The following is a 26,930-nucleotide window of genomic DNA, read 5'->3' as shown; positions in this document are numbered from 1 at the left end:
GTATCCATAAGTCGGCAGACTGAGAACCGTCCCCATGCATCCTTCTACCACTTTTCAATATTTACAAACGTATCGTAAAACGGAAAAACGCCGTATTCATTCGAGTCAGACTCTATAAGAGGTACTAGTTGGTTTACATTGTCACTCGAATTTGAGAAAGTGCCATCGCACAGTAATAGAACATTTGCAGGTACTCTATCACTATGAACTGCTTTTATTTCAATCTTTGCTTGATTGTTAAAGACTCTTATGACTTCTCCGTTAAAAATCTTTAGTTTTTTGGCAACTTCAGAGTTAATCTCAACCAATGAATATTCCTTATCTGATAATCGAAGATAATGGAACTGTGAATTTAACATATACGGATGGTGAGAGGAAATGAGCCAAAAAGGATAATCTGTAGTTGGCGATTTTCCTGCTACGTATATCGGAGGCGAATTGGTGTTTTCGGAGTTATCTTTGCCCCGACAAAAGTGATATTTGCATCCTTTTGTATCCTTTTGAACATTCAAAGTCATTAATTTGCCCTTTAAATCCTCTATAGACCTAACTTTATACCGGCTATACACTTTATCATTAAACTGTGCATTGAGATATTCCTCTTCCGATGAGTGAATAGGGAAAGAGCAAAGGTCATTTTGATACTTATTTAGCTTTTGTGCTAACTCTTTCATAATATGCCACTCGCTTTTACTCTCAAAGTATGGTGGAACAGCCTTTTCGTTTACCGTCATTACATGATGCCAAGCATTCACTACAACATCCATTTCTTCAAAATGGGTAGTAGTTGGTAAGATGAGATTCGACATTTTTGCAGTTTCAGTCAAAAATTGATCGACCGTTACAACAAATGGAATGTCTCTTAATAACTGCTCAACTATTGAGGTGTTTGGATTTTGTATCATTGGATTCGCACAAGCTATCCAAAGCATTTTAATTTCCGATTCCATGTTTAGAGATAATAGTTGATTCATTGTTACGTTCCGATTCACACCTACTAGTTGGTTATTAAAAATCAGTGCATCGTTTTGACGTAGTAACATTCCTCCACCTTTTTTGTGAAAGTCACCGCGAACTGCTGCTAAAGCTTCAATTGTACGTATAGTATTTTTACTATTTATATGCTTAATTAATCCAAAACCGATGATATGAGAAATGGCCTTTGCACTTTTACACCAGCTAAGTAATAAGTCAAAAGTCTTTGTATCAATGCCGCATGCCTGTATGAACTGCTTACTATCTATTTCTTTAAGTGCCCCCAGGAATTGATCAAAGCCATAAGAGTATCTTTCTAAAAAATCAAAATCAACGCCGCCTATATCTATGATGGCCTTTGTTAATACATTAGCCAATGCCCCATCTGTGCCAGGTTTTATCTGTATATAAAGATTAGCTAGTTCTGCAGTTTGGGTATAAATGGGATCGATAACTATAATTTTAGCGTTTTTTGCCTTTGCTTCTAATAAAAAAGGAACGAGATGAATATTGGTGGCAGCAGGATTAGCTCCCCAAATTATAATAACGGAGGAAAACCTTATATCTGATGGGTTTATTAATGTGTTAAAGCCAGTTTTGTAATCAGCTAAATCATAATCAGTTGTAACATTGGTCGAGCTAATGATTCCTATTGTTTCACCTATACAGGAAAAGAACTCATCTGTAACAAAGTGATGTATTCCTTTGTTGCCGGACCCTTTTAGTAAGGCAAGGGGTAGAAAGTTATCGGATAACTCATAAATATCTATTAAGTTACTTGCGATGATTTCAAAAGCTCTTTCCCATGTAATCTGTTTGAAATTCCCTGATCCTTTTTCTTTTTGATAGTAAGGATATTTTAGACGATCGAGATGGCGATTCTTATGTACAAAAGAAAATCCCTTTGCACATAACTTCCCATTTGTATATGGATGATCACAATCACCAGCTATATGAAGAAGTTGATTATTTTCTACATAAGAACTCATGGTGCATGAGCTAGGGCAGCTTAAGGGACAAACATGTTTAAAGGTTTTTGTTGTGAAATCATTCATGTTTTTTCTCCTCCAGAGCCCTACATGAGATAACTAATCTTCTGTTCACTTTGTAACAATAATGTGTCAAGTATATGTGTTTTATACTAACTATATTATACTATTATAGAAGAATTAGGGATAGATTATTAGGTGAGAGGGATATCAAAATGAGTACTCAGCTTATGTTTTCTATTGATTTGAATAGATGTATTAATTGCAAAACGTGTGAGATGGCTTGTATTGATTACCACGGATTTAAAGATATACATAGAAGACATGTCGTTACGTTTCAAAATAGTGACCACGATTCCATACATCTTTCTATATCTTGTAATCACTGTGAGAATCCGATATGTGTTACTATCTGTCCTGAAAATAATTTTATAAAACGAAGAGACGGGATTGTCATTCATCAAGCAAATCATTGCAGAGGCTGCGAGAGGTGCATTAACGCTTGTCCTTTCCATGCACCTAAATTGAACCCAATCATGAACAGAGTGGATAAATGTAATTTTTGCTATGAACGAATTGATCAAGGTTTAAAGCCCATCTGCGTAGAAAACTGTATAACTAATGGGTTAAGTGTAATAGCGGTAAACCGGGATGAATTGAAACCGTATGGCTTTAATGAAGCGAATATACCAATAATGGGGTATACAAACCCATCCATTTACATTATTAAAAAACATAAGAGTAATACACACAAGGAAGGATGACAGAGCTGATGACGTTTTCCTTACAAGACCGGTTATTATATATTCCTTTGCACCAACTTACATTTCTTACCCCTATGCCAAAAGAACAAATATACTATGATAGTGTTTCTGAATATAGTCAAGCAGAATCTATAAAGGAATCATCCGTACTTATATTTCAGGATAGCGGTGAACAAATTAAATTATATGACCATCATGTAGTTACTCAATTAATTAAAGATCCTAACGTACTTGGGATAGTAATTTATAGTAAGGAAACCATATCTCTTCAAGATGACATTCTAGCTCTTTTTTGTACAAATTCAATTCCCATTCTGCAAGTATCTGAACTTTCGTCACTTCTTCTTTTTCAACAAGCAGAGGGTCTTCTGTATTCCTATAGTCAAATAAGCTCAGAGCTAATTGGCTTTATGGAAAAAGGTTTTCCAGTAGTGGCGCAACAAATAGCCATGGCCATACAGTCGCCACTATTATATTTAGATGAATCACATCAGCTTTTATGGCAAACAGGAAAAGAAGAGGCACTTAGGGAAGCGAAACGTTGGATTAATACACATATGCAAGACCTAGAAAATGGTATATATTCAAATGAAGTAAATAATAGAAAAAAAAGGCGTTTTAACGATATAGAGACGATGGTCCCATTTGAGTTATATTCAATTAATATCGCGGGGATGCTTTCACAAACGTTAGTGGTATCAGCCGATATTGTGAATTGGCAAAAAAAGCTGATTGATAAACTAGTAGGGTTAACAGCATTATTATTACAGTCGGAAGGAATGTTGCAAGATCAACAGGAAAAATTTAAGCAGCATTTTGTGTACGATATTCTTTATCATAAATTCGAGTCGCAAACAGAATTAATTAAGCAGGGAAAAACGTGGGGTTGGAACTTGGAAAGGCCACACCATTTAATGATAATTCATATTGACTTAGCAAATACAATGTTAAATCATGAAGATTGGTTAAATGAAATAGTCCGCAATATTGAGATTCAAAACTTGAATGCAAAAGAAACGTTGATTGTTTTCCCATTTCAAGATCAAATTGTTGTTCTGCTTGAGGATGGAGAGGAACGGGAGTGGAATCAAAGAAAGCAGTTTGTGAAGACTATTGCTAATAGCATAAGAGAAAGGTTATCAAGCAAATGGCCTCAATACCACTTCTACATAGGTATTGGTAAATGGTATCAAGATACTACAGTTCTCAATAAAAGTTATCAAGAAGCAAAGCTAGCTTTGCAATTTGGTAAGAAGTGGTCTGAGCATAAAAATATATATCATATTAATGAGCTAGGAATCATTCGTCTACTAAGCTATATTCATCATGAAATCTTATTTGATTTTAGTCAGGAGTATTTATCGTTATTAGAAGAAAACGACCGAGACCATGGTACGGAATATATTGATACACTGAAAGGTTATATTCGATACCAGGGAGTAATTAACGATGTATCAGAAGCACTTCATGTTCATCCCAATACATTGCGAAACCGACTAAAGAAAATTGAAGAGATTACTGGCATCGATGTGCAAAAACACGATGAGTATATAAACTTAATTATAGCAGTTAAAATTCTTTCTTTTATAAAATATTAATATACAAAAATATTCAATTAGATATTGTTAAGAGCTAGTTTTGGAATCTTCTAAAACTGGCTTTTTTGTATTGCTGAGGATAATTGGTTTTTAGTAAGAGAAATGACAGTTCTATAAAAACAGGACTGTGAGGATACACAATTACAGGGGCTGAAAAATGGAAGAATCCCCAATTCTTTTACAATATATTCTTTTATAAAATAAAGGTATGAGAGGTGATATTCAGGTGAGAAAGCAATTACTATTGTTTTCTATGTGAAATGATTCACATTTAGTGATATCGAAATAAGTATATTAATTTCCTTTATTAAAGATTAGAAAGAGGTGATAGAATGATTCAACAAAAAAGCTATGAAGTTGTTGAGATTCAAAATTTATTAGAATTACGTATGTTTGCTTACGACATATTGAGAAGAGTCTTTCTAGAAGAGCCAGTCAAAGAATTAATTGCACAATTCCAAAGTGGAATACTCAGTTTTTTTCCCTTCAAAGAAGAGAATCAACAATTGAAAGAAGGGATTGAGTTAGTAGATAGTTACTTTCATACATTTAAAATGGATGAAAATTTTGAAGACCTACACTGGGATTATACAAGAATGTTTATAGGTCCGCACGAGCTTCCCGTTCATATTTGGGAATCATCCTATGTCAATAAATATGGGCTTCTTTTTCAAGAGGAAACACTGCGAGTCAGAAGGATATATTTAGAATATGGTCTGGAGACACTGCAATATGGCCGTGAAGCGGATGATCATTTAGGACTAGAACTAGATTTCATGTATCACTTAAGCAAGCTAGCAAATGACATAACAAAAGCAGAGAATCAGACGCACCTAAGAAAAATATTAAGTGACCAAGAGAATTTTTTAAAAGAACATTTATTGAACTGGATTCCGACTTTTTCAAAGAAAGTTATTGATAATGCTGAAACGGATTTTTATAAAGGTATTGTTAAAGTCCTTAAAGGATTTTTGATAATAGACAATATTTGCTTGGAAGAACTTTTGGCCAGAACAAAATAATAGTGTTTACTATGGAGGTGTTTTTATGTCGAACATTCTAAAAAAAGCTATGGATTACAAATTTTCTAGAAAAGCTTTTTTAGGCTGGTCTGCCGCATTAACGACAGCAGCTGTCGGAGCTTCCTATGGACTTAAAGAATTGGATCCTAGCATTGCAGCGGCCAAATTAGAAAAAGAGGGAAAATGGGTATCAGCATCATGTTGGCATAACTGTGGAGGTCGTTGTGTTAATAAAGCGCTAGTTGTCGATGGCGTTGTCGTTAGGCAGAAAACAGATGATACGCATCCTGATAGTCCAGATTATCCTCAACAGCGAGGTTGTCATCGTGGACGTTCTCAACGTCATCAAGTATTTGGACCAGATCGTTTGAAATATCCGATGAAACGAAAGAATTGGGCGCCTGGTGGTGGAAACAAGGAGTTACGTGGAAGAGATGAATGGGTTCGTATCTCTTGGGATGAAGCATTGGATCTTATAGCGGAAGAATTAAAACGGATAAAAACCAATTATGGAAATAAATCAATTCTTGGAACAAGCAGACTTCTTAACTTTTACGGTGGAGCTCTCGTAAGATGGGGGTCGTCTTCATCAGGTGCCTGGGGAGTACCTCAAGAGACGATGACCGGATTCTTTTCATGGGGACGCAATGACAGACTGGATTGGAGAAATGCAAAAATAATTGTAATGTGGGGAACAAATCCTGCGCGTTCTAATTTAGGAAACCCAACTTATAATTTTTTACAGGCAAAGAAAGCTGGGGCGAAATTTATTTTTGTCGATCCAACGGTGAGCCCATCTGTTAAAACGTTGGCAGATAAACACATACCTTGTAGACCTGGTACGGATACAGCATTACTTCTAGCCATGGCCTATCATATGATTGAAAACAATCTTCAAGACCAAGACTTCTTGGATAGATGTACAGTCGGTTTTGATAAGGATCATATGCCTGAAGGAGCAGATCCAAAGGAGAATTTTAAGGACTATGTTCTTGGTACATATGATGGTATTCCGAAGACCCCGGAATGGGCTTCAGAAATTTGTGGTACCGAGCCGAATGAGATTAGAGAGTTTGCAGAAGAAGTCGCGACAACAAAGCCTGTGATTTGGAACTCGTCTTTTGCACCTGCACGTACGTATCGAGGTCAGCAGTTCTGTCAAGCATTTCTTACAGTTGGCTGGATGACAGGAAATGTAGGGAAACCTGGTGCTGGTGTATGGACGATGGGGTATGCTTCTAATCAAAGTTATGGAGGTAAAACACTTGTACGTGGTGGCGGATCTGGACTTCCTAGCGCTGTAAATCCGTTATTCCCTGATGCAACATACGGTGCATACGATGGATATAGATGGGCTAATCCAACAAATACAGAAGCGCATGGTATGGCTTATTGTGAAACATATGATGCTATTTTAAATAATGAATACACAGCAACAGCAGGTAGAGGAAAAATTCCATGTGATATTCGTATGATTTGGCTAGTACGAGACGGTAGTGGTTATAACTTCCTAAACCAATCATCTGATATTAATAAGGGAGTCAAGGCTTTTCGTAAGGTTGATGCTGTCTTTACAAATGATATTGCTCTTTCTACGATTTCAAAATACGCCGATATTGTTTTACCAGCAACGACCGAATGGGAAAAAGAAGGAACAGTTAGGGGCGGTAACCCAGAAACGATGTTCGTTGTAAATCAAGTAGTTGATCCGATTTTTGAAGCAAGAACAGAAGAGTGGATGGACAGAGAGCTTGCTAAACGATTAGGGCTAAATCCTGACGAGATCTACCCAATTAGTGCGAAGCAACAGTTCTTTAATAGACTTGCAGGAGCTAAAGTCATTACGAAAGATGGAAAAGATTATGAGACATTAGTAACCATCACTCAGAAAGATATTAAAGAATGGGGTGTTGAAGGAACACCACAAAAAGGAAAGGTTGGCATAAAAGAACTGGTAGAGAAAGGTGTATACCAAGTTCCAAGATCTCCAGATGACAATTACACTGTGATTCAAGGGGAGGATTTTGTAAAAGACCCAGAAGCTAATCCTCTATCAACAAAGAGTGGGAAGCTGGAGATTCATTGTCAAGCTTTATCTGACAAGATTGCACAATATGGTTTTACAACAATACCTCCTATTGCAAAGTATGAACCACCACTCGATGGCTATGAGGATACATTTAAAGATTGGAAAAATAAGGTTAAAGGAGATTATCCTTTCCAACTTGTTACCGACCATTACGGCAGACGTTCTCACTCTGTATTTGATAACGTACCACAGTTAAGAGAGGCTTATCCTCAAGATTTCTTAATGAATACAAGAGATGGAGAAGCGCTAGGAATTAAAGATGGGGACACCGTGTTAATAGAAAGTGCCTATGGAAAAGTGATTCGTAACGTTGGTCTTACAGAGACTATGATGCCTGGTGTTGTATCTCTTGGAGAAGGTGCTTGGGTTGAGCTTGATGAAGAGACCGGTATTGACAAAGCAGGTGCTACAAACATGCTTTGTGGAGCACGTTTAAGTGGACAGGGAGAAGAGCCTTGGAACACCACAATTGTCCGGGTTGAAAAATATAAAGGTAAACCATTAAAGCCAGACTGTGAATGGGATCAAAGAGTCATATTTTAGGAGGTGATACCTGATGGGACAAAAAGGTTTTTATTATAATTCAGTAATATGTACGGGATGTAAAGGATGCCAAATTGCATGTAAAGATAAAAATGATTTAAAAGTAGGAGTGCTATTTAGACGAGTATATTCATTTGAAGGTGGGAGGTATCCAAAAACTTGGGGCTATTACCTTTCCTTAAGCTGTAATCATTGTGCTGAGCCTAAATGTGCACAAAACTGCCCTACTGGTGCCATATACAAGCGGGAATCAGACGGTCTAGTTGTTCAAGATAGGGAAAAATGTATCGGATGTAAAACCTGTATTTGGTCTTGTCCTTATGAAGGTCCTCAATACATTGAAGAAGAGAGAAAAGTTGGTAAATGTGATGGCTGTGCAGATTTAGTCGATGAAGGTCAAAATCCAGTATGTGTTGATTCATGTCCAATGAGAGCAATAGAATTTGGCGAGATTGCTGAGCTTAGAAAGAAATATGGTGATAATGCTAATTTGAAAGTTCTTGTTGATGCTGGTATAACAAAACCTTCTATTACCGTTCATGCAAAGGAACAAGCTAAGTATTAGTAAAAATAAATTTAAAGGAGGTTTTAAAATGTTTGCGGAAGAATGGCCACTCATATTATTCACACTCCTATCACAGCTAGCTGTAGGTACCTATATATTTATAGTGATTATTCGTTCTCTAAACAAGAATATAGATAGGCAGCTCAGTATTAATGTAACGAAACAAGGATTGTTTCTTGTAGGCCCAGTCATGTTCATTGCTCTTATATTATCAGTGTTCCATTTAGGGACGCCATTAGGAGCATACCGTGCTCTTTTGAATCTAGATTCTTCTTGGTTAAGTAGAGAAATATTGTTCGCAGGTGGCTTCTTTGTTCTTTGGATCGTATCCTATTATCTAGATCGAAAAGGTGCATGGAATCAAATAGTAGGGTGGGTTACCTCTATTGTAGGATTAGGAGCAGTCTTTAGTATGGCGAGTATTTATTTTGTGACCATAAAGCCGGCGTGGATCGATGTAAATACGTATCTAGTTTTTTTCGGAACGACGGTTGTTTTTGGCGCTGTTGCTGTGATAATGGTTGTCCTACAATCTAAAGAAGAGAAAACAGAAGCACTAATGAAAGTATTAAAGGTATTTGGATTAGCAGGGTTAGCAGCTATCGTTATCCAATTGATATATCTACCAGTTTATGCTGCTGGTTTATCTGTTGATGGAGGTTTAGCGGGGGCAGAAACAGCAAGTTTATTTGCAGGAAAATATGCATACTCGATTATAATTAGATGGATTCTATCAATTACAGGACTGGCTATTATAGGACTGATATTTTATAAGAATATTAAACCCCAAACACAATGTAAAATCTGCTATGCAGCATTTGCTTTAGTTATAATCGGTGAATTTTTAGGAAGATTTATCTTCTATGGAACGGGAGTATCAATGATAGTTGGCTAGAAGAATATAGAAAAAAAGATAATTTCTTTAATAGGTCCTTTTGGCAGATTGGGGACGGTTCTCATGCTTCCTCCGTTCGTCTAACGACGAAGGAAGCACAAGAACCGTCCCCGTGCTTCGTTCGTCGGCAGACTGAGAACCGTCCCCGTGCATCCTTCATAGTTAGACATTTCTCGGGAAATATTTACGAGTTATGTGTCGAAATCGCCGCAATTCTACAAAAAAGAGGAGGCATATTATCTACATCAACCTTGTTCCAGTGTTTTGAAGAAGGTGAGAACTGGATTGTGGCAGGTTGCTTGTCGTAACCGTAACATTTTTCAGACTGCTACTGCCTCAGTAAATCCCGAATTTGTCTCAGCAAATCTTCCTGCGTCTCTGGCTTTGCGCCTTTTTGTTCTTCCTTGCGCTCTAGCTTGCGGTAAACTTTTACAAACACAAAAATAGAGAACGCAATAATAAAGAAGTCCACCACACTTTGAATGAAAACGCCGTATAGGATTTCCGCATCACCAACTGTCACTTTTAAATCCTCAAAACTTACACCACCAAGCAACGTTCCAACGAGCGGCATGAGAATATTGTCAACGAGCGACTTCACAATTTTATTAAATGCGCCTCCGATAATAACTGCAACTGCAAGGTCTACTACATTTCCTTTCAATGCAAACTTCTTAAACTCTTGCCACATTGTTCATCACTCCTTATGAACAAAAGCTCTATTTAAGTAATGTGTACAACAAGTTAGTAAATATGTATCTCGTTCTCGAAACCGTGAACAAACATAAACTATATGATAGCCTTCAGGTAACGGGCATCTATCATGGCCCAAAACTGGAACAAAAAAGGAACCCTAAAAATCAGAGCTCCATTACTAAACAGCGATCTATCATTTTGAAAAAAAGTTTTGTGTGTAATAATATTGATACCCTTGATCAGTAAAAGCAACCCCGACGCCTAAGTACTCGCTCATACTAGACAAAATATTTTTACGATGACCGGACGAATTCATCCATCCTTCTACGACAAATACCGCATTACGATAACCAGCAGCAATATTTTCTGAGGCACTCCTATAATGGATACCTTCCGCCTTCATGCGATCAAACGGAGATAACCCGTCCAAATTCGTATGAGCAAAGTACTGATTCAATGCCATATCTAAACTGTGGGCATAGGCTGATTCCTTTGCACGACCATCCCATTCAAGAGTAGCAAGGTCTGCCTCTTTCCGAATGGCATTCGTAATATCAAACACTTGTAATTCAAAGTCATCTTGTATGTCCTTTTTATAATCAGAATAGCGTCCCATGTCTGTTTTCTCAATAAACACACCTGTTAATTTATAATCCTCATGCTTATCGTAAAAAAGAAAAACAGATTGATCCTCGTTGGCGTGATAGGTTTTGTCTTTAAAGCCTCCTGTATATGTCCCTTTTCCAGCTAAAAGAAAGTCCTCAACATCCTGAATAGTCAGACCAACCGCCACTTTACTATACATCGACACTGATGGAGTATACGTGGCTACCACGCGCTCATCTAACATGCCTACCATAATAAAATTTCGATAGTTTTCATGATACGTGTACCATTCATATCCTATTTCACTCGTTGTCACTCGTTGCGCTTCACCTAATTTATCATCTACTTCTTGTTTTGTCATGCCAATTGTTACAACTGCATCTTTGCCTAATTCATACAATGCATCATGCACTTTTACATGCTGTATCGTCTGAGGCAATCCGCTTTGCAAATAACGAAATAAAAACACAACACCTTGTGCTCGCTTCAATGTATCGTGTGGACGATAGGATGCATATGTTTTCGGATAAACCCCACTTTCATCCTTATAGCCAGTCGATAAATTATTGTCATACAACCACTGAATAGCATCCTTCTGTGTCATTCGTTTCCCTGACACAGCCTCTGCTAATAGTTTCGCAGTGTCTCCTCTAGTAATAGGCTGATTAAGAGTGCCGTCATGCAATCCGTCTTTTAAAAATAAGTTATACCTGTTAGCAACATAGTAAACGCCACTTGCCCAACTATCTGTATATGCAGCATTGGCGTCTGCTAGTTCATCCTTTGCTAAAAACCGCGTCAGCATAGCCATGTACTGGGCTTGAGTTAACGGGTTGTATGGCTTCAGTAACTTTTCTTCCACGTACCCATTCATGATACCGCGCTCAACTGCCCACGTCACAGCTGGAGTCCAATATTCATCAGACTTGAAATCCATATACTGATCAACCGGCAACGAAGATTCAGCCGAAACTACAGTTGTCATAAACACGATCGATAGAATAAATCCTACTAAAATTTTTCTCATTTCTATTCCCCGCAATCAAAGATATGATACTAGAATTATACTAAGAAAAACCATCTGTTGAGCCGAAAATGTCGATTTTCCTTGTCGAAATGTAAAAAAGAGTCGTAATACCTATGAAAAAGGAAGCATGGGGACGGTTCTCACTCTGCCAAAAAACATGCGCAGGCACAATCAAATGGAGATCGCCTCAAGGAGCCCGTTTATTGAATTTGAACAATCCATCTATTTAACCAAATACAGTTAAATGATAGTCTCACCTGCCAGTTTAATTGTGGAAAAGGATGCATAAGAACCGTCCCCAATCTGCCTGAAAACCACACGAACTACCACCATTATTGTTGTGTGCACCCTATCAAAATAGAGTTATAATAAAGAATAATATATATTTAGACTTTCGAAGTTCATTATACTAAAGTAACTGTATTAGTATCTTAAACAAAGGGGAGAGGAATCATGATTAAAGAACGTTTACTTGCAGACTTTGAAACATCACTAGACCACTCTGGCGTGTCGGGAGAGCGACTCGCCCAACGACTCGCCGAAATCGCCAGCATCGGCTACACCGAGGATGGAGGCTCGCGCCGAATCGGCTTTTCACAAGAAGAGAAGCACGCTAAGCAATTAGTCGCACAATGGATGAAGGACGCTGGACTTGAAGTACGAGAAGACGGAGCAGGCAACATATTCGGAAGATGCACGGGGACGGTTCTCACTCTGCCAGCAATTATGTCGGGCTCACATCTTGATAGCGTGCCAAACGGTGGTCATTTTGACGGGCCACTAGGTGTCATCGCGGCACTTGAAGTAGTCGAAGCGTGGCGCACTAATGGCTACAAACCTGCACGCACCTTTGAAGTTGTTGTGTTTTCTGACGAAGAAGGTGCTCGCTTCAATGGAGGTCTACTCGGTAGTCAAGCTATGATGGGACAGGTGAACCGTGACGAAATCACTCGCCTAGTCGATATCGAAGGTCAGCCCTTTAGCGACGTCATTCGTACGTACGGATTAAATGAAGATGAGTTCTTTAACAGTCAACGAGACATGAGTGAGATCGCCACTTTCATTGAGGTTCATATTGAGCAAGGCAAGCGCCTCGAAAAAGAAAACCTTCCTGTTGGCATTGTCACTGGAATTGCTGGACCTTGCTGGATGGAAGTAACGTTCAAAGGCGCAGCTGGTCACGCTGGCAACACACCGATGAACGACCGCCAGGATGCTCTGCTGGCAGCAAGTAAATTCGTTGTGGCGCTAAACAGTCTGCCGCACAAGGTAAGTCCGACTGCCGTCGCAACCGTCGGTAAGCTTGATGTGTCACCGAATGGAGCCAACGTTATCGCCGGTGAAGTAAAGCTCATCGTCGACATTCGCGATATCCACACAAACTCACGAGACGCCCTCGTCGAGCTTGCGATTGAAGAACTGAAGAAAATTGACGACGTCACTGTTACGTGGGAGGAGAAAATCCGAATTGAGCCCGTTCCCGTGCAGGACGATATGCTGGATAAACTAACGTCCTCGGTGAAGGCAAATAACATCACACCGTACTACTTGCCAAGCGGAGCTGGCCATGATGCAATGATTGTCGGCGCAAAAATTCCCATTGCTATGCTTTTTGTGAAAAGTAAAGAAGGCATCAGCCACAATCCAAAAGAGTGGACAATGCTAAACGACTGCGTGCACGCGGTTCACGTCCTAAAGCATTTTGTCGAGAATTACTAGGATTGTGCTATCAGTTGCTATCAGAGAAATAGTTAAAGGCTAGCAAACTGATAAAGGCTGCTATATGTTTAAAAACTATCACCTTGGGAACATAAATCATGAGGTGATAAGGATGAACAACAAAAATGAGAAACTGAACGGCACCATGGTCAATAACGAAAAAGAACTAAAACAACAATCGAAGATTATGGAGCACATGCCAACGAACAAAGAAGTAAAAGAAGAGGGCAAGCATCCGGATCCGGCACAAAAACATGACGAGAAGCGAAAGGAATAAATACAGATTCCTTTCGCTTTTTTATGTTCTTGCTATATTTAGTTTCACTGCTTAAAAACCATGTGCTATTGAATGTCCTCCAATGTAAGTCGAAGTCCGGCAGTCACATGTCAAAATCCTCCTGTCAAGCTTCATATTCCACAAATCCATCCCCACATACCAAGTTTTCAACCACTGCCATGTCAAATCTCTACAAGGGAAGTTCATTTCCAACTACAAACAAAGTACTATTATCGGTAAGATTGGTTGTAGGAAGAGCTTTTTTAAAATATACATAATAATGGATATGAATCATATTGTTGAGAACTGCTGGATGCGGATATCAAAAGTATCCTAAAAATTAGAAGGTTCGTCGCCGTGCATACTCTTGTGGCCAACTGGGAAAGGTTGGCGCATAAACTCAAGAAATTCGCGCATAAATCCAATAATCTGGCGTATAAACTCAAGGAATTCGCGCATAAATCCAATAATCTGGCGCATAAACCTAAAGAACTCACGCATAAACTCGAAAATATAACGCATAAACCTAAAAATCTCACGATAAATCCTAGTCGTTATATTGATTAAACCCAGCTATTTATGCTCAATCCATCAACCAGAGACCACAAGAAATCGAGGTGTCACGCTATGTTTTTGAAATCGTATGAAACAAAACAAATGCTTGAGGCAATCCTCGGTACTATTGATGAGGCCATCCATGCGGTGGACTCTGATGGTATTACGATTTTTTACAACAAAGTGGCGGCGGCGCATGATGGGCTTGAGATTGGGCATGTACTAGGAAAACACGTGTTAGAGGTATTTCCGTCGTTAAATAGTCACACGAGTACGCTGCTTAAGGTGATCGAAACAGGTCAGCCCATATATCAACAGGCGCAGACGTACAAAAATAACAAAGGACAACTGATAGATACAGTGAACACGACACTGCCTATTAAAATCGGTGGTCGCACTATTGGAGCTGTTGAAATCGCAAAGGATTTATCACGCGTGAAGCAACTCGCACAGAAATTGCTTGAGCTGCAGGAGAAAGTCGTGAATCAAACCGCCAAACCAACCACCACATCAGGTGCTAAATACAATTGGGACGATTTTATCACAGCATCTAACGAGATGGAGCAGGTTAAAGCGTATGCTAGGCGTGCGGCAAACAGCTCGTCGCCGATTATGATATATGGGGAAACAGGAACAGGGAAAGAGCTCCTTGTTCAGTCGATTCATAATGCCTCGGCGAGGCGAAAGGGGCCGTTCATTGCACAAAATTGTGCGTCACTGCCAGAGTCCTTATTAGAAAGTATTTTGTTTGGGACGAAGAAGGGGAGCTTTACAGGAGCTGTTGATCGTGCGGGATTATTTGAGCTTGCCCATGGTGGCACGCTTTTTTTAGATGAGATACATGCGATGCCGCTCGATTTTCAAACGAAGCTATTGCGCGTGTTAGAGGATGGTGTTATTCGCAGAGTAGGCGGGACCGAGTCGTACGTTGTGGATGTGCGAGTCATTGTCGCGATGAATGAGCATCCGCAACTATGCATTGAGAAACAGCAACTGCGTTCGGATCTTTATTACCGTTTAAATGTTTTTTTTATTGAAATTCCGCCATTGCGAAAGCGACTTGGTGATATTCCCATTCTCACATACCATTTTATAAAAAAATATAATTATCTATTTAACAAACTCGTCATTGATATCGATGATGATGTCCTTTCGTACCTTGAGAGTCACTCGTGGCCAGGGAATGTGCGTGAGCTTGAGCATGCGATTGAGTATGCAATGAATATGTGCGATGGTGACACGATTGTGATGGCACACCTGCCTCACGTCGTAACGCGTGCACTTGGTGAAAAAATAACAATTCAACCTCTTAAATTAGCAGTCGAGCAAACCGAACGGAACCTTATCCAACAAGCTCTGCGCATTGCAAACGGCAATGTGTTAAAAGCAGCTACCATTTTAAAAATTCCGAGACAAACGCTGCAATATAAAATGAAGAAATATGGGGAGCAGTAGGTTGTGTGATTCAAAATAGACGGCGACCTACAATTAGCAAAACCTGGATTGCAATGAGAACTCGAGCAAAAGGAGGTTAATCCAATGACCCCACCTTACGAAACGAAAAAATTTAAAACATCTCAATACGAAGTACAGCTGTTTCTTGACTATTTCAATGAGCGACTGCGTGTTGACGATTATCGCGGCAACGTGCAAGACATTGTCAAAACACTCGACCCAATCCTTAGTCAACATAATTTCAAAAAGCTAATTTTCTTTGCGCGTTCAGAGCATTTTCACACGTTATTGTCGCTACAGTTTGAGTTAGAGGCAATTATATATGGCTTTTTCAATGGATCTGATAATTACATCATGACTCGGTTCGCAGACGATGCGAGGAGAACGAGCTCACAATGGGTGAAGGAGGATGGGATTCTCGAAGCAGTTCGATCAGCGCGACCGAGCGCCGCCTCCGATATTCCGAAAAAATACGTGTTTCGCAAAGCGACGAAGGTAGATGCCCATGCGCTGTCGGAGCTGTACGGTAAGGTGTTCGCGGTGTATCCGACGCCTGTGACAGAGGCGGCTTATGTAAAAAAAATGATCGAAGGGGGGACCGTGTTTTATGTGGTCGAATGTGGGGGACAGCTAGTGAGCGCGGCGTCAGCGGATATAAATGAAACGCTGCATCATGCGGAGTTAACGGACTGTGCGACGTTGTATGAGCATCGCAAATATGGGTTGATTAAGCAGCTTCTTAAGCAGCTGGAGGATGAACTAAAGCAGCGCGGGATTTATTGTGCGTTCTCAATCGCTCGGGCGCTATCGTATGGGATGAATGCGGCGCTTCACCAACTAGGGTATTGCTACACGGGACGCTTGACGAACAATTGCTATATTTTTGATAAGCTCGAGGATATGAATGTGTGGGTGAAGGATTTGAGTCGCTAAAGGGAAGTGCGACGTATCGTTTAAGTGTCTCAAGAGAAGCGGCATGTATCGTTTAAGTGGCTAAAAGGAAGTGGGAGCCCGATGCGTGACGGTAAAGGGAAGCACCCCACGTATTAATAGAAGGAAGCGCGAACCCGAACCCAAGCACCATGCGTGTCACTAGAAGGTTGCACGAACCCGATGCATGTCACTAGACGGAAACCTGAGCCCGATGCATGTCGCTAGGGATAACCAGTAACAGTGAGTCGCTCAAGGAAGCACGAGAACCGTCCCCAGTTTGCCGGTTGGCAGAGTGAGAACCGTCCCCATGCTGCCGGGTTTTGGGCATGGTGCCGAGGGTTCGGCTGTTTGCGTCTAAGTTGAAAAGGGAAATTGCTGGTTTTTCGGCATTTTGCATGTTCAATCGGCACTCATTCGAAGAAAACACAGGAAAACAGCTCAATCTCTCCGCGTCAGAAAGTTGGCACGAAACTTGCATCTATATAATGCAAACAGCCAATAAAGGAGAGATTCCCCATGTTACATGATTTATATAAACCGTCGCGTCACTGGAAGGACATTGAGCTTTGGAAGGATGTGCCGGAGGAAAAATGGAATGATTGGCTTTGGCAGCTCACAAACACGATTCGCACACTAGATGATTTGAAAAAAGTAATTGATCTTACACCAGAAGAAGAAGAGGGCGTTCGCATATCAACGAAAACAATTCCGCTAAACATTACCCCATACTACGCATCACTCATGAACCCAACCGACCCTAGATGTCCGATTCGCATGCAGTCTGTTCCGATCGGCGAAGAAATTAATAAAACCAAATATGACATGGAGGATCCGCTTGAGGAGGATGAGGATTCACCTGTTGCCGGGTTAACGCACCGCTATCCGGACCGCGTACTATTTCTTGTCACGAATCAGTGCTCGATGTATTGCCGTTACTGTACGCGCCGTCGTTTTTCAGGGCAAATCGGAATGGGTGTCCCGAAAAAGCAGTTGGATGCGGCAATCCAGTATGTTCGCGAAACGCCAGAGGTTCGTGACGTGCTATTGTCAGGCGGTGATGGATTGTTAATCAACGATACAATCCTTGAATATATATTAAAAAATTTACGAGATATTCCGCATGTGGAGATTATTCGTATCGGTACTAGAGCGCCGGTCGTGTTCCCGCAGCGTATTACCGAGGACTTGTGTAATATTTTTAAAAAATATCATCCTGTCTGGCTAAACACGCATTTTAATACATCCATTGAAATTACCGAGGATTCAAAGCGAGCGTGTGAAATGCTTGCCAACGCCGGAGTGCCGGTTGGCAATCAATCTGTTATTCTCGCAGGCATTAATGATAGCGTGCCGATTATGAAAAAACTCATGCATGATTTAGTAAAAATTCGTGTGCGCCCGTACTACATTTATCAGTGCGACTTATCGGAGGGCATAGGTCACTTCCGAGCGCCAATCTCAAAAGGACTTGAGATTATTGAAGGCTTGCGCGGTCATACGTCTGGTTATGCAGTACCGACAGCGTTTCTTGAAGTAAGTATATAGAAGAAAAGGGTGAATTCTCGTGCACAAAAAGTACAGTCATCTTGCGATTTACTTGAGAATTAGCCAAGAAAAGAAACATGAAAATGAAGAGACGTTAAAAAACCATCGAGACATTTTAACAACATATGCCGAATCAATCGCATGCAAATATGATATTTTCGGTGAAGTCATTAGTGGTGGCAAATCAGAACTCGACGAAAGAAAGCAACTCCATCAGCTGCTTCACAAAATTGAAAAATACGATGCTATTTTATGCTTTGAGCTCTCACGTTTATCCCGCAACGGGCTCATATCACAAACGGTGAAGCAATATTGTATGGATTATGATAAGCCCATCCTCACGCCGTATTACGAGTATGATCTATCAAACAATGAAAATGATCGGCTTATGTTTGACGTCGGAAGTATCTTCGCTAGTCACGAGCATAGCATCATCGGGAAACGTAGCAAACAGAATAAACTGGCAATGGCAAGGGCGGGGCTTCATGTTAGTGGCACGGTCCCTTTTGGATATAAAAGAAATAAAGAAACACGCCGACTAGAAATTGATGAAGAAGAAGCGCAAGCCGTTCGATACATGTATGAATTGTACGAAAAGAGACTAGGAAGCTATAAAATTCGCGACATATTAAATAGAGAAGGCTACAAAACGAGACAGAACAGTCTGTTTAGCATACCTACTATTAAGCGAATACTGAAAAATCCAGTGTATAAAGGTACGATCGTCTTTAATGACCGCAAGCGTAAGAAGAAAGATGGCAAGTTTATATACGAAAATATTGAAACAATCACCGTAGATAAAGCGCATCCCTGGATTATACATCCTGACCAATGGGAGAGGGTAAACAAAGAACAAGTGGAGAAAGCGAAGAAAACGTTGATAGTTCGAGAAAAAGCAGCTAGAAAAACAGGTGTTACGATGCTAAAGGATTTAATTTATTGTGGAGTCTGCGGCAGGAAAATGGCGATACGGAAAGACAATAAAAGTGCGACAGGCTATACAATTAAGAAATGTGAGTACATTCTTAAAAACGGAGAAAGATGTAACAATGGTGGTATTAAACTAGAGTGTGTTGAATGGGAAGTGAAGCAAGAACTAACGCAGTATAAACAATCATTGCCTCAAGTTATTTCTTTTTTACAAAAAAAATCTTTAACTAATCTTGAAGAACAGCGCAAAACTAGATTAGCTCACATTGAGAAGCAACTAACGGACAATCGCCAACAACAACAACGGCTGTTGGATTTAGCACTGCACGGATTATTTTCGGATCAAGAAATTATAAAAAAGAAACAGGCATTAAAAGCTATCGAGCAACATTTGCAAAGTGAAAAGCTAACAATGTTAGATTATATGCCTTTCTCAGATGATACGAATGAGTTACTGCAAGGTACCATTGATTTAGTAGATAAAATAGACTACTTCAGCTGCGAAAAAGGTAATGAAGCGCTTAAACATTTCATAAGTAAAATATATTACACACGTATCATGCCGGATGACTTACTGAAAAAATCTACACAAAGTAAAGAAAGAAGATATTATCCTTTTTGTGTTGAAATTGAGTATAAAGCATAAGCTTGTAACTGTTTGCAGACTGTTTCATATTGTAATTTTAATACAATATTGAAGGTGGTGAATAAGGTGCAGACAACTAGCAAAATTGCGAAGCTCCAACGACCACCATGTAACCGAACTCGAAGAAACGAACCAAATCTAGAATTAATGGCAAAAGCGTTTATAAATTTATATATACACTCAAAGAAAGGTGAACTAAAAAAATAATAGATATTCAGGTGAAATTAGATAGTGTGATTGCTTCCTTTGGCTGTGTAACAAAAGAATGTGGTAGGTTTCCCGGTAAGTACAGAAGTGTAAAAAATGGAAATGGTGTGTGCGTATAAGATTGTCATATGTATTTTGCAAAATCTAGTCGCACAACAAAAAACAACAGGAGGTATTGAAAAAGTCATACCTTGTTGAATTCTGGTGCAGGAAGGCGATTAACTACATGTAATAGCTGATCACCCTTTCTTTTTCTAAGTTGACAATTTTACAATAGTCTCCGACAATATGCGGGTATTTTTCAAATAGAGTCATAGTGAACAAAAATGTCAAACTATTGGGAAGTTTATAAAATAACGATTGACAGAAAGGACTTTTTTAATTTATTATTATCTCAACAGTAGAATAGTATCTCCTAAGGGGAGTAGCTTTTACAATAAAGTCGTCATTACAGAGCAATAGCTCTCGGCTTTATTGGCAACTTACGTTGTTAGCAAGACCTTGCCGTCTAGGTAAAGGTCTTTTTATGTGTATTAACCTTTACCGTCTGTGGTAAAGGTTTTTTTAATGTCTATGATCATTTGATTGGCCGGATGGATATGTTGAAATTGTCACCTCGGTCAGTCGATGGAATGGTGAGAAACTTTGTTGAAAAGGGCCCACCACACTTCATGGTAAATCAAACCTTGCCTATATATAGAGAAAACCTGCTGCCATAAACGATATCAAAAAAGGAGAGGGAATGAATGAGAAAAACAAAGGTAAACTTTACGGATTTATTAAAAAAGAACAGAGAAGAATTACTAAAAGATAAGGCTCAAATTGAAAAAATTGAAAAACGAATAGACGAAAAAATCATTCAGTCTAAATAGATTAGGTGGAGGCGGAACGACTTGATGCTTTGGAATTACATGTCTTTCTCAAAAATAGGTACAGCAAGAGTTGACTTGATCCTGCCTAAAGACACGTATAGCCCGGGAGACATTATTAAAGGATACTATTTCATTGTTGGTGGTGCGAGAAAGCAGCAAGTGAATCGTATCGAAAGTGATTTCATCTTATTTAATCAAACAGAAGGAACAAAAAAGGTGATTGACTTTACGACAATCCTCACAAGTAAGATGATTACCTCAGCGGAAGAGAATACGTTTCCGTTTGCTTTCAAAATACCTTTTGATATTCCATTCTCATCAAATGATGTATCGTATTATTTTCATACGAGGATTGCCTTTCATAAAGGAATAGAGAGCAAAGATCAAGACAGCATTATAATTGTTTAATAGTTTTGAAAGTAGTATCAATCAATTGCGAAATCGGAGAGGCTATGGAATATAACTCACTTCCTCCTTTCGAACGATAATTTGCATTATAAAATTAGGGGGAATATATTAGTGGAATTTTCAATTTTATTAGAATATGCATGGGTGTTACTTCTACTCATAGGTATTGAAGGGTTACTAGCTGCCGATAACGCTCTCGTGCTTGCAATCATGGTTAAACATCTTCCGGAGGAACAAAGAAAAAGAGCGTTATTCTATGGGCTGGCAGGTGCCTTCGTATTCCGTTTCGCTTCATTATTTTTAATTTCGTTCTTAGTGGACGTTTGGCAGGTTCAAGCGCTTGGTGCACTGTATCTGTTGTTCATCGCCCTTAACCATATTTTTAGAAAAGTAATAGTGAATAAAGAGAAAGAAAAAGCAGGACTTGTAGAAGAAAAGAAACAAGCAGGCTTCTGGACAACAGTTTTAAAGGTAGAGTTAGCAGATATCGCATTTGCAATAGATTCTATATTAGCCGCGGTGGCATTAGCTGTCACACTTCCGAATACTAACCTACCGAAAATAGGAGGATTAGATGGTGGGAAGTTTCTCGTGATCTTTGCGGGTGGCTTAATTGGATTAATCATTATGCGTTTTGCGGCCAATTACTTTGTAACTTTGCTGCAAAAGAGACCAGGATTGGAAATCGCCGCTTTTGTTATTGTTGGTTGGGTAGGAGTGAAGCTAGCTGTGTTCACATTATCTCACCCTGACCTCGCTATTTTACCAGTTGGGTTCGCGAAAACACCTGAATGGAAAATCACTTTCTATGTGGTTCTCGTCTTAATCGCAGTGTCAGGCTGGTTTTTATCAAAAGGAAAGAAAGAAGTGGCTCAACGAGCATCTCTATAACACAGTTACCATCTTGAGTGTGTGATCAAGGTATGACTTATACTAGAGTCCTTTAACAGCAGGACTTGTCAAAAAACTTAATATTACAGAACTTCCCGAACGGGAAAGCCCATCTCCTGCAGGTGTGGGAGTGTCAAAATCATCCTAAGAATGTTGGTTTAATACGTTCTTAGGTTTTTTTGTCACGTGATAGTTGCGGAATCATAAGATCGGTAACTTACAATAAAACAAGGCCTAGGATTTCTTGAGATATGTATATAGAGTAAGGCAAATCTCATGCAGGAAAAGTGTGTTCGCGTTAATGTTTAGTTATGTCTACGTTATTCACTCTGACCACTAAAAAATTCCGAACATAACATAAATTTGATAGAGAAACGTTTCCACATATGGTATTCTTGTCAGTGAGGTGATTACATGGCTACGATAAAGGATGTTGCGAAGTTAGCAGGAGTTGGATTGGGGACTGCTTCGCGCGTTATTAATAAATCTGGTTACGTAAGTGAAGAGACTGCAAAGAAAGTATTAGATGCAGTCAAAACATTAGGATATGTGCCGAATGAAACGGCAAGAGCATTCGTATCACAAAACAATAAAATGGTGGCTTTGTTTTTACCATCCATACACCACGCTTTTTTCTCAGAGCTTGCTTTCTACATTGAAGATGAACTTGATAAACATGGATATAAGCTTATGCTATGTAATTCTGATGGCCAAATAAAAAAGGAAATAGCCTACATCAATATGCTTAAGCAAAACAAAGTATCAGGCATTATTGGTATCTCCTATAATGCTATAGAAAATGAAATAGATCACTCTATGCCGATTGTTTTAGTAGATCGTCATATAGGAGAAGATATACCTTTCGTATCTAGTGATAATTATGGAGGGGGACAATTAGCTTTCCAAATATTAAAAGAAGCGGGATGTACGAAATTCGCCTTTATTGGTACGTATTCGAAAGGACTTTATACAGAAGTAGAAAAAAGAAAGTTGGGCTTTAAAGATGCGGCTGAAGAAGCAGGAGATCCATATGCCATTCATATTGAAGAGGATCCGATTAAAGACCAAATTTCATTTTTAAATATGTTTCTTACAACCTATCCAGATGTCGATGGTGTGTTTGTGGAAAATGATTTTATGGCTTTAAATCTTGTACAGCTTGCTCTTGATAAAAACATTAAGATACCACAAGACCTTTCTATTATTGGTTTTGACGGTGTTAAGACGTATTCGCCTTTAAGACCAAAACTTTCGACAATAAGACAGCCCGTTGAAAAAATGGGAAGAAGCTTAGTGGAATTATTGCTTAAAAGAATAAGTGGAGAAAAGGTTACACCTGCCATTCATCCTGTCGAATATATTAAAGGCGACACAACATGCTAAAAATAAAAAAATATTTGAACATGGTGTTGACATATGTAAGTGGTTTCATTTATACTCAAAGTAACAAATGGAAACATTTCCACAAAGAGAAAATAGGGCGAAATGCCCTAAAATTTTTATCTAATGTGGAAACATTTCCACTGTCACTAACACTACCTTATAGGGGGAATATATGTGAAAAAGATATTGGTTTTATTCCTAATGGTTGCTTTTGTTATTGGTTTAACAGCTTGTAGTAGCTCAGTAGATAATACTGAATCTTCATCAAGTTCATCAGATTCAAGTAATTCATCAACAGACTCAACTACTACAGACAGTGATGAAGTAAAAGAATTAACAGTATGGGTACATGTGCCAGCAGATGAACAAGAAGGCATGAATTATGACACGAGAGCAAAAGAATTTGAAGAAAAACATGACAATGTGAAGGTAACAGTAGAGCATATTGTTAAAACGGGTGAAGGTAGTGGGTATAACGATAGAATTAACGCTGCCATTACAACAGGGGACTTGCCTGATGTTATCACATTAGAAAGTGTACATACAGCATCGTATGTGGATTCTGATTTACTTTTACCTTTAAATGAATATTTAAATGCAACAACAATTTATTCTTATTTAGATCCAATTGTCATGGCTGGTAGTGTAGGAGATAACTTGTATGCACTACAATCTTTTGACTTATCTGCGCCTGTATTTTACAATGTCGACTTATTTAATAAGGCAGGAATTGAAATTCCAGCTGATGAGAATGGAAATTGGACAGTAGATTTAGCGTGGAGCTACGATGAATTTTTAGAGAATACGAAAAAATTGAGAGATTACATGGGGCAAGAGCCTGTGCATATGTTCCCAGATAATAATGGATGGCAAATGTATGCTCATTCACCGATTATTTTCTCTAATAATGCTCAGTTAGTAGGAGATAATGGCTTGGATACAGAGGGCTACTTAAATAGTCCAAACGCTTTAGAAGCATTTAACTTTATGAACGATTTGTTTAGAGAAGGCATTGTTTCTCCAACAGCAAGAGAGAATGCTTTTGCGTTAGAGAAGGCTGCCATTAGTTTTGAAGGACCTTGGATGATTGGTGTGTTTGAAAACGAATATCCTGATTTAAACTGGTCGTTGATGCCTTATCCAGTCGGAAAAGAAGGGCATAACTCTGCTCCGCATGGAAGCTGGTATGTAGCAGCAACAAAGAGCACTAAGTATCCTGAGTTAACAGCGGAATTAGTAGCGCACTTAACAAACAAGGAAAGTGCGAAGGCAATGGAAGAAGCAGCAGGATTAATCCCAGGTCACAAGGAATTGTTGGAAACATCAGCAACGTATAGTGAATACCCTAAAAAGTTAATGCTTGAACAGTTAGCTGGAACAAGACATGTAAAACCAGTATCCCCTATTTTCCCAGTATTAGAAGATGTACTTGGTGATATTGTAGAAGGTATTGCGTTAGGAACGGATTCTGTAGAGAATTTGGTCAATGCAGCCATTGAAAAAGCTGACCGTGAAGCGGCTAGATTTAAATAAAGGTAAATACGATAGAATGATAGTAAGTATACAATTAATTTGTATACTTACTATTCTATTAAGGAGTAATTTTTATGAATCTTACTAGACCTAAAAATCTAAAATTCTTTATCAGTAGTAAAGTTTTATTTTTACTACCCGCATTCGTTTTGATATCAGTGTTTGTTATCTATCCTTTGTTTCTTGCAGTGTGGTATTCGTTCACAGATTACTATTTATTAAAACCTAACGATATATCGTTTGTAGGCTTAGATAATTATTTTGAAATTGTGAACGATAAATATGCAAGGCAATCGTTTATAAACTCTACGAAATATGTCATTTATATTGTGCCGCTGCAAGTAGCTTTATCGCTATTTCTAGCCATTCTTATTGCGAAAAAATCAAAAGTGAATACGTTTTTCAGAACGGCTTTTTTCTCACCTTATATATTATCAATCATCGTCGTATCGCTACTTTGGAAAAACATTCTTGATCCTAACGCAGGGATTGTTAATGTATTCTTGTCAGAGTTAGGCTTTGAGAATTTGCAGTTTTTTAGTAGTCCTGACTTAGCACTACCAACTATTTCGTTTATTATTCTCTGGCAAGGCATAAGCTTTCAAATGTTAATCTTAATGGCGGCTCTCCAAGAAATACCTGCAGATTTATATGAAGCAGCAAGTATTGAAGGCGCCAATGGCTGGCAAAAATTCAAGTATATTACGGTTCCAAGTATTAAAGGACAGCTTATTTTTGTTCTCATTGTTGTTACAACAGGAACCTTTAAGATCATTATTGAACCTTTAGTTTTAACTAATGGGGGGCCACAAGGTAGTACATCAAGTATTTTGTTATATATGTTCCAACAAGGAACAAGGTATCGTCAAATTGGATACTCTAGTGCGATAACGGTAGTGTTCGCGCTCATACTGATCATCATAGCATTTGCGCAACGAAAGCTATTTAAGGAGGAATAAAAATGAAGAAATATATTGGGATTAAAGCTATTAAATTTTTCATACTCATTATATTTGCTGTACTATTTTTATTCCCAACAGTTTGGATGTTCGTAAGTAGCACAAAGACAGTCGCAGAAATATCTAAGGAAATAGGAACGATCCAAAGTTTCATTCCAACATTTAGCAACATCAGTATATGGCTAGATCCTTATAAAGAAATGTTTAGCCGATTTAATTTTGCCATTCATTTTTTTAATAGTGTGTTTTATAGCTTTGTAATTGTATTTGGTAGTCTATTTGTTAATTCGTTAGCAGGTTATGCGTTAGCGACATTTGATATACCATTTAAAAAGTATATATCCGGTGCGTTAATTATTTTAATCATTTTCCCGTTTCAATCGGTGCTCATTCAAATATTTATTATTATTAACGAATTAAATTTAACAAATACAGTTTGGGGTTTAGCTTTACCGCATATTGGTAGCGCCTTTTACATCTATTTATTTATGGTCTTTTTTAAAGGCATTCCGAAGGAGTTACGGGAATCCGCCTATATTGATGGGGCATCTGATTGGCAAATTTTCACTCGTATTGCCGTTCCGATTTCAAAGCCTATTTTCATTACTATTGGCATATTAGTGTTCGTCGGCTCTTGGAATGATTATGTGTGGCCTCTTATGATTTTTACAGAAACGTCTAAATATCCATTATCCGTTGCTGTAAACATCATGAATGAAACAAAGCCCGTGTATTTAAACCAAGTTATGGCTGGGCTTACCGTTACGACCATTCCAATATTATTAGTTTATATTTTGGGGCAGAAATACATTATGCCACAAAATACATCATCTGGCATAAAGTAAGTT

Annotated in this window: 21 protein-coding genes and 1 pseudogene; 19 read left to right on the top strand and 3 right to left on the bottom strand. The window is 38.7% G+C overall.

Features of this window, described 5'->3' with window-relative positions; translation table 11 throughout:
- Positions 1-44: 44 nt before the first annotated feature.
- Positions 45-2,030, bottom strand: a complete 1,986-nt coding sequence (locus EJF36_RS18815; protein WP_125907770.1) for a molybdopterin-containing oxidoreductase family protein — start codon at positions 2,028-2,030, stop codon at positions 45-47.
- A gap of 74 nt (positions 2,031-2,104) precedes the next feature.
- On the opposite strand from EJF36_RS18815, the gene EJF36_RS22275 reads away from it, so the two are divergent.
- From EJF36_RS22275 to EJF36_RS18785, 6 genes are all read left to right on the top strand, one after another.
- A complete protein-coding gene (locus EJF36_RS22275; protein ID WP_125907769.1) occupies positions 2,105-2,728 on the top strand; it encodes a 4Fe-4S dicluster domain-containing protein in 624 nt (207 codons plus the stop codon).
- Positions 2,729-2,736: 8 nt separating this feature from the next.
- Complete coding sequence (locus EJF36_RS18805) at positions 2,737-4,326, top strand: PucR family transcriptional regulator (protein WP_185806969.1); 1,590 nt, start codon at positions 2,737-2,739, stop codon at positions 4,324-4,326.
- A 332-nt stretch (positions 4,327-4,658) separates the two neighbouring features.
- On the top strand, positions 4,659-5,348 hold the full coding sequence (locus EJF36_RS18800; protein WP_125907767.1) for a TorD/DmsD family molecular chaperone: 690 nt from the start codon (positions 4,659-4,661) through the stop codon (positions 5,346-5,348).
- A gap of 25 nt (positions 5,349-5,373) precedes the next feature.
- Complete coding sequence (locus EJF36_RS18795) at positions 5,374-7,980, top strand: molybdopterin-dependent oxidoreductase (RefSeq protein WP_125907766.1); 2,607 nt, start codon at positions 5,374-5,376, stop codon at positions 7,978-7,980.
- 13 nt (positions 7,981-7,993) lie between these two features.
- On the top strand, positions 7,994-8,545 hold the full coding sequence (locus EJF36_RS18790) for a DMSO/selenate family reductase complex B subunit (protein ID WP_125907765.1): 552 nt from the start codon (positions 7,994-7,996) through the stop codon (positions 8,543-8,545).
- Positions 8,546-8,573: 28 nt separating this feature from the next.
- Complete coding sequence (locus EJF36_RS18785) at positions 8,574-9,440, top strand: dimethyl sulfoxide reductase anchor subunit family protein (protein ID WP_125907764.1); 867 nt, start codon at positions 8,574-8,576, stop codon at positions 9,438-9,440.
- A 328-nt stretch (positions 9,441-9,768) separates the two neighbouring features.
- Here the strand turns inward: EJF36_RS18785 and mscL are convergent, their stop codons facing one another.
- Both mscL and EJF36_RS18775 read right to left on the bottom strand, forming a co-directional pair.
- Positions 9,769-10,131: a large conductance mechanosensitive channel protein MscL gene (mscL, locus tag EJF36_RS18780; protein WP_125907763.1), complete on the bottom strand. Its 363-nt coding sequence runs from the start codon at positions 10,129-10,131 to the stop codon at positions 9,769-9,771.
- Between the two features lie 198 nt (positions 10,132-10,329).
- Entirely contained in the window at positions 10,330-11,769 is a 1,440-nt protein-coding gene (locus EJF36_RS18775) for a CAP domain-containing protein (protein WP_125907762.1), read from the bottom strand.
- 453 nt (positions 11,770-12,222) lie between these two features.
- On the opposite strand from EJF36_RS18775, the gene EJF36_RS18770 reads away from it, so the two are divergent.
- The 13 genes and pseudogenes from EJF36_RS18770 (at position 12,223) to EJF36_RS18715 (ending at position 26,927) form a co-directional block, all read left to right on the top strand.
- Complete coding sequence (locus tag EJF36_RS18770) at positions 12,223-13,488, top strand: M20 family metallo-hydrolase (protein WP_125907761.1); 1,266 nt, start codon at positions 12,223-12,225, stop codon at positions 13,486-13,488.
- Positions 13,489-13,600: 112 nt separating this feature from the next.
- Positions 13,601-13,765 carry a hypothetical protein gene (locus EJF36_RS21655; RefSeq protein WP_185806968.1) on the top strand — a complete coding sequence of 55 codons (165 nt, stop codon included), beginning with the start codon at positions 13,601-13,603 and terminating at the stop codon, positions 13,763-13,765.
- Between the two features lie 627 nt (positions 13,766-14,392).
- On the top strand, positions 14,393-15,775 hold the full coding sequence (locus EJF36_RS18765) for a sigma-54 interaction domain-containing protein (RefSeq protein WP_125907760.1): 1,383 nt from the start codon (positions 14,393-14,395) through the stop codon (positions 15,773-15,775).
- An 84-nt stretch (positions 15,776-15,859) separates the two neighbouring features.
- Positions 15,860-16,708, top strand: a complete 849-nt coding sequence (ablB, locus tag EJF36_RS18760) for a putative beta-lysine N-acetyltransferase (RefSeq protein WP_125907759.1) — start codon at positions 15,860-15,862, stop codon at positions 16,706-16,708.
- 516 nt (positions 16,709-17,224) lie between these two features.
- Positions 17,225-18,229 (top strand): annotated as a pseudogene (kamA, locus tag EJF36_RS18755) (lysine 2,3-aminomutase); the annotation flags it as partial.
- A 43-nt stretch (positions 18,230-18,272) separates the two neighbouring features.
- Positions 18,273-19,829 (top strand): recombinase family protein, encoded by a 1,557-nt coding sequence (locus EJF36_RS18750; protein ID WP_260471945.1) that lies wholly within the window; start codon positions 18,273-18,275, stop codon positions 19,827-19,829.
- Between the two features lie 953 nt (positions 19,830-20,782).
- On the top strand, positions 20,783-20,908 hold the full coding sequence (locus EJF36_RS18745) for an FbpB family small basic protein (protein ID WP_125907757.1): 126 nt from the start codon (positions 20,783-20,785) through the stop codon (positions 20,906-20,908).
- Between the two features lie 24 nt (positions 20,909-20,932).
- Positions 20,933-21,316, top strand: a complete 384-nt coding sequence (locus EJF36_RS18740; protein WP_260471999.1) for a sporulation protein — start codon at positions 20,933-20,935, stop codon at positions 21,314-21,316.
- A gap of 111 nt (positions 21,317-21,427) precedes the next feature.
- Positions 21,428-22,207, top strand: a complete 780-nt coding sequence (locus EJF36_RS18735; RefSeq protein WP_125907755.1) for a TerC family protein — start codon at positions 21,428-21,430, stop codon at positions 22,205-22,207.
- A 414-nt stretch (positions 22,208-22,621) separates the two neighbouring features.
- Positions 22,622-23,590: a LacI family DNA-binding transcriptional regulator gene (locus EJF36_RS18730; protein ID WP_125907754.1), complete on the top strand. Its 969-nt coding sequence runs from the start codon at positions 22,622-22,624 to the stop codon at positions 23,588-23,590.
- Positions 23,591-23,764: 174 nt separating this feature from the next.
- Positions 23,765-25,123 (top strand): ABC transporter substrate-binding protein, encoded by a 1,359-nt coding sequence (locus EJF36_RS18725; protein WP_125907753.1) that lies wholly within the window; start codon positions 23,765-23,767, stop codon positions 25,121-25,123.
- Positions 25,124-25,197: 74 nt separating this feature from the next.
- The gene (locus EJF36_RS18720) at positions 25,198-26,082 is read left to right on the top strand and encodes a carbohydrate ABC transporter permease (protein ID WP_125907752.1); all 885 of its coding nucleotides are present in this window, start codon (positions 25,198-25,200) and stop codon (positions 26,080-26,082) included.
- Between the two features lie 2 nt (positions 26,083-26,084).
- Entirely contained in the window at positions 26,085-26,927 is an 843-nt protein-coding gene (locus EJF36_RS18715; protein WP_125907751.1) for a carbohydrate ABC transporter permease, read from the top strand.
- Positions 26,928-26,930 lie beyond the last annotated feature (3 nt).

It is taken from the genome of Bacillus sp. HMF5848, from assembly GCF_003944835.1.
In the GTDB taxonomy this organism is placed as follows: domain Bacteria; phylum Bacillota; class Bacilli; order Bacillales; family HMF5848; genus HMF5848.
This window is presented reverse-complemented; position numbering and strand designations above follow the sequence as displayed.

Coding starts and splice junctions, on each gene's coding strand:
- EJF36_RS18745 (WP_125907757.1), top strand. CDS start 20,783: ATGAGAAAAACAAAGGTAAACTTTACGGATTTATTAAAAAAGAACAGA.
- EJF36_RS21655 (WP_185806968.1), top strand. CDS start 13,601: ATGAACAACAAAAATGAGAAACTGAACGGCACCATGGTCAATAACGAA.
- EJF36_RS18815 (WP_125907770.1), bottom strand. CDS start 2,030: ATGAATGATTTCACAACAAAAACCTTTAAACATGTTTGTCCCTTAAGC.
- EJF36_RS18795 (WP_125907766.1), top strand. CDS start 5,374: ATGTCGAACATTCTAAAAAAAGCTATGGATTACAAATTTTCTAGAAAA.
- EJF36_RS18770 (WP_125907761.1), top strand. CDS start 12,223: ATGATTAAAGAACGTTTACTTGCAGACTTTGAAACATCACTAGACCAC.
- ablB (WP_125907759.1), top strand. CDS start 15,860: ATGACCCCACCTTACGAAACGAAAAAATTTAAAACATCTCAATACGAA.
- EJF36_RS18765 (WP_125907760.1), top strand. CDS start 14,393: ATGTTTTTGAAATCGTATGAAACAAAACAAATGCTTGAGGCAATCCTC.
- EJF36_RS18775 (WP_125907762.1), bottom strand. CDS start 11,769: ATGAGAAAAATTTTAGTAGGATTTATTCTATCGATCGTGTTTATGACA.
- EJF36_RS18790 (WP_125907765.1), top strand. CDS start 7,994: ATGGGACAAAAAGGTTTTTATTATAATTCAGTAATATGTACGGGATGT.
- EJF36_RS18730 (WP_125907754.1), top strand. CDS start 22,622: ATGGCTACGATAAAGGATGTTGCGAAGTTAGCAGGAGTTGGATTGGGG.
- mscL (WP_125907763.1), bottom strand. CDS start 10,131: ATGTGGCAAGAGTTTAAGAAGTTTGCATTGAAAGGAAATGTAGTAGAC.
- EJF36_RS18805 (WP_185806969.1), top strand. CDS start 2,737: ATGACGTTTTCCTTACAAGACCGGTTATTATATATTCCTTTGCACCAA.
- EJF36_RS18800 (WP_125907767.1), top strand. CDS start 4,659: ATGATTCAACAAAAAAGCTATGAAGTTGTTGAGATTCAAAATTTATTA.
- EJF36_RS18720 (WP_125907752.1), top strand. CDS start 25,198: ATGAATCTTACTAGACCTAAAAATCTAAAATTCTTTATCAGTAGTAAA.
- EJF36_RS18785 (WP_125907764.1), top strand. CDS start 8,574: ATGTTTGCGGAAGAATGGCCACTCATATTATTCACACTCCTATCACAG.
- EJF36_RS18740 (WP_260471999.1), top strand. CDS start 20,933: ATGCTTTGGAATTACATGTCTTTCTCAAAAATAGGTACAGCAAGAGTT.
- EJF36_RS22275 (WP_125907769.1), top strand. CDS start 2,105: ATGTGTTTTATACTAACTATATTATACTATTATAGAAGAATTAGGGAT.
- EJF36_RS18715 (WP_125907751.1), top strand. CDS start 26,085: ATGAAGAAATATATTGGGATTAAAGCTATTAAATTTTTCATACTCATT.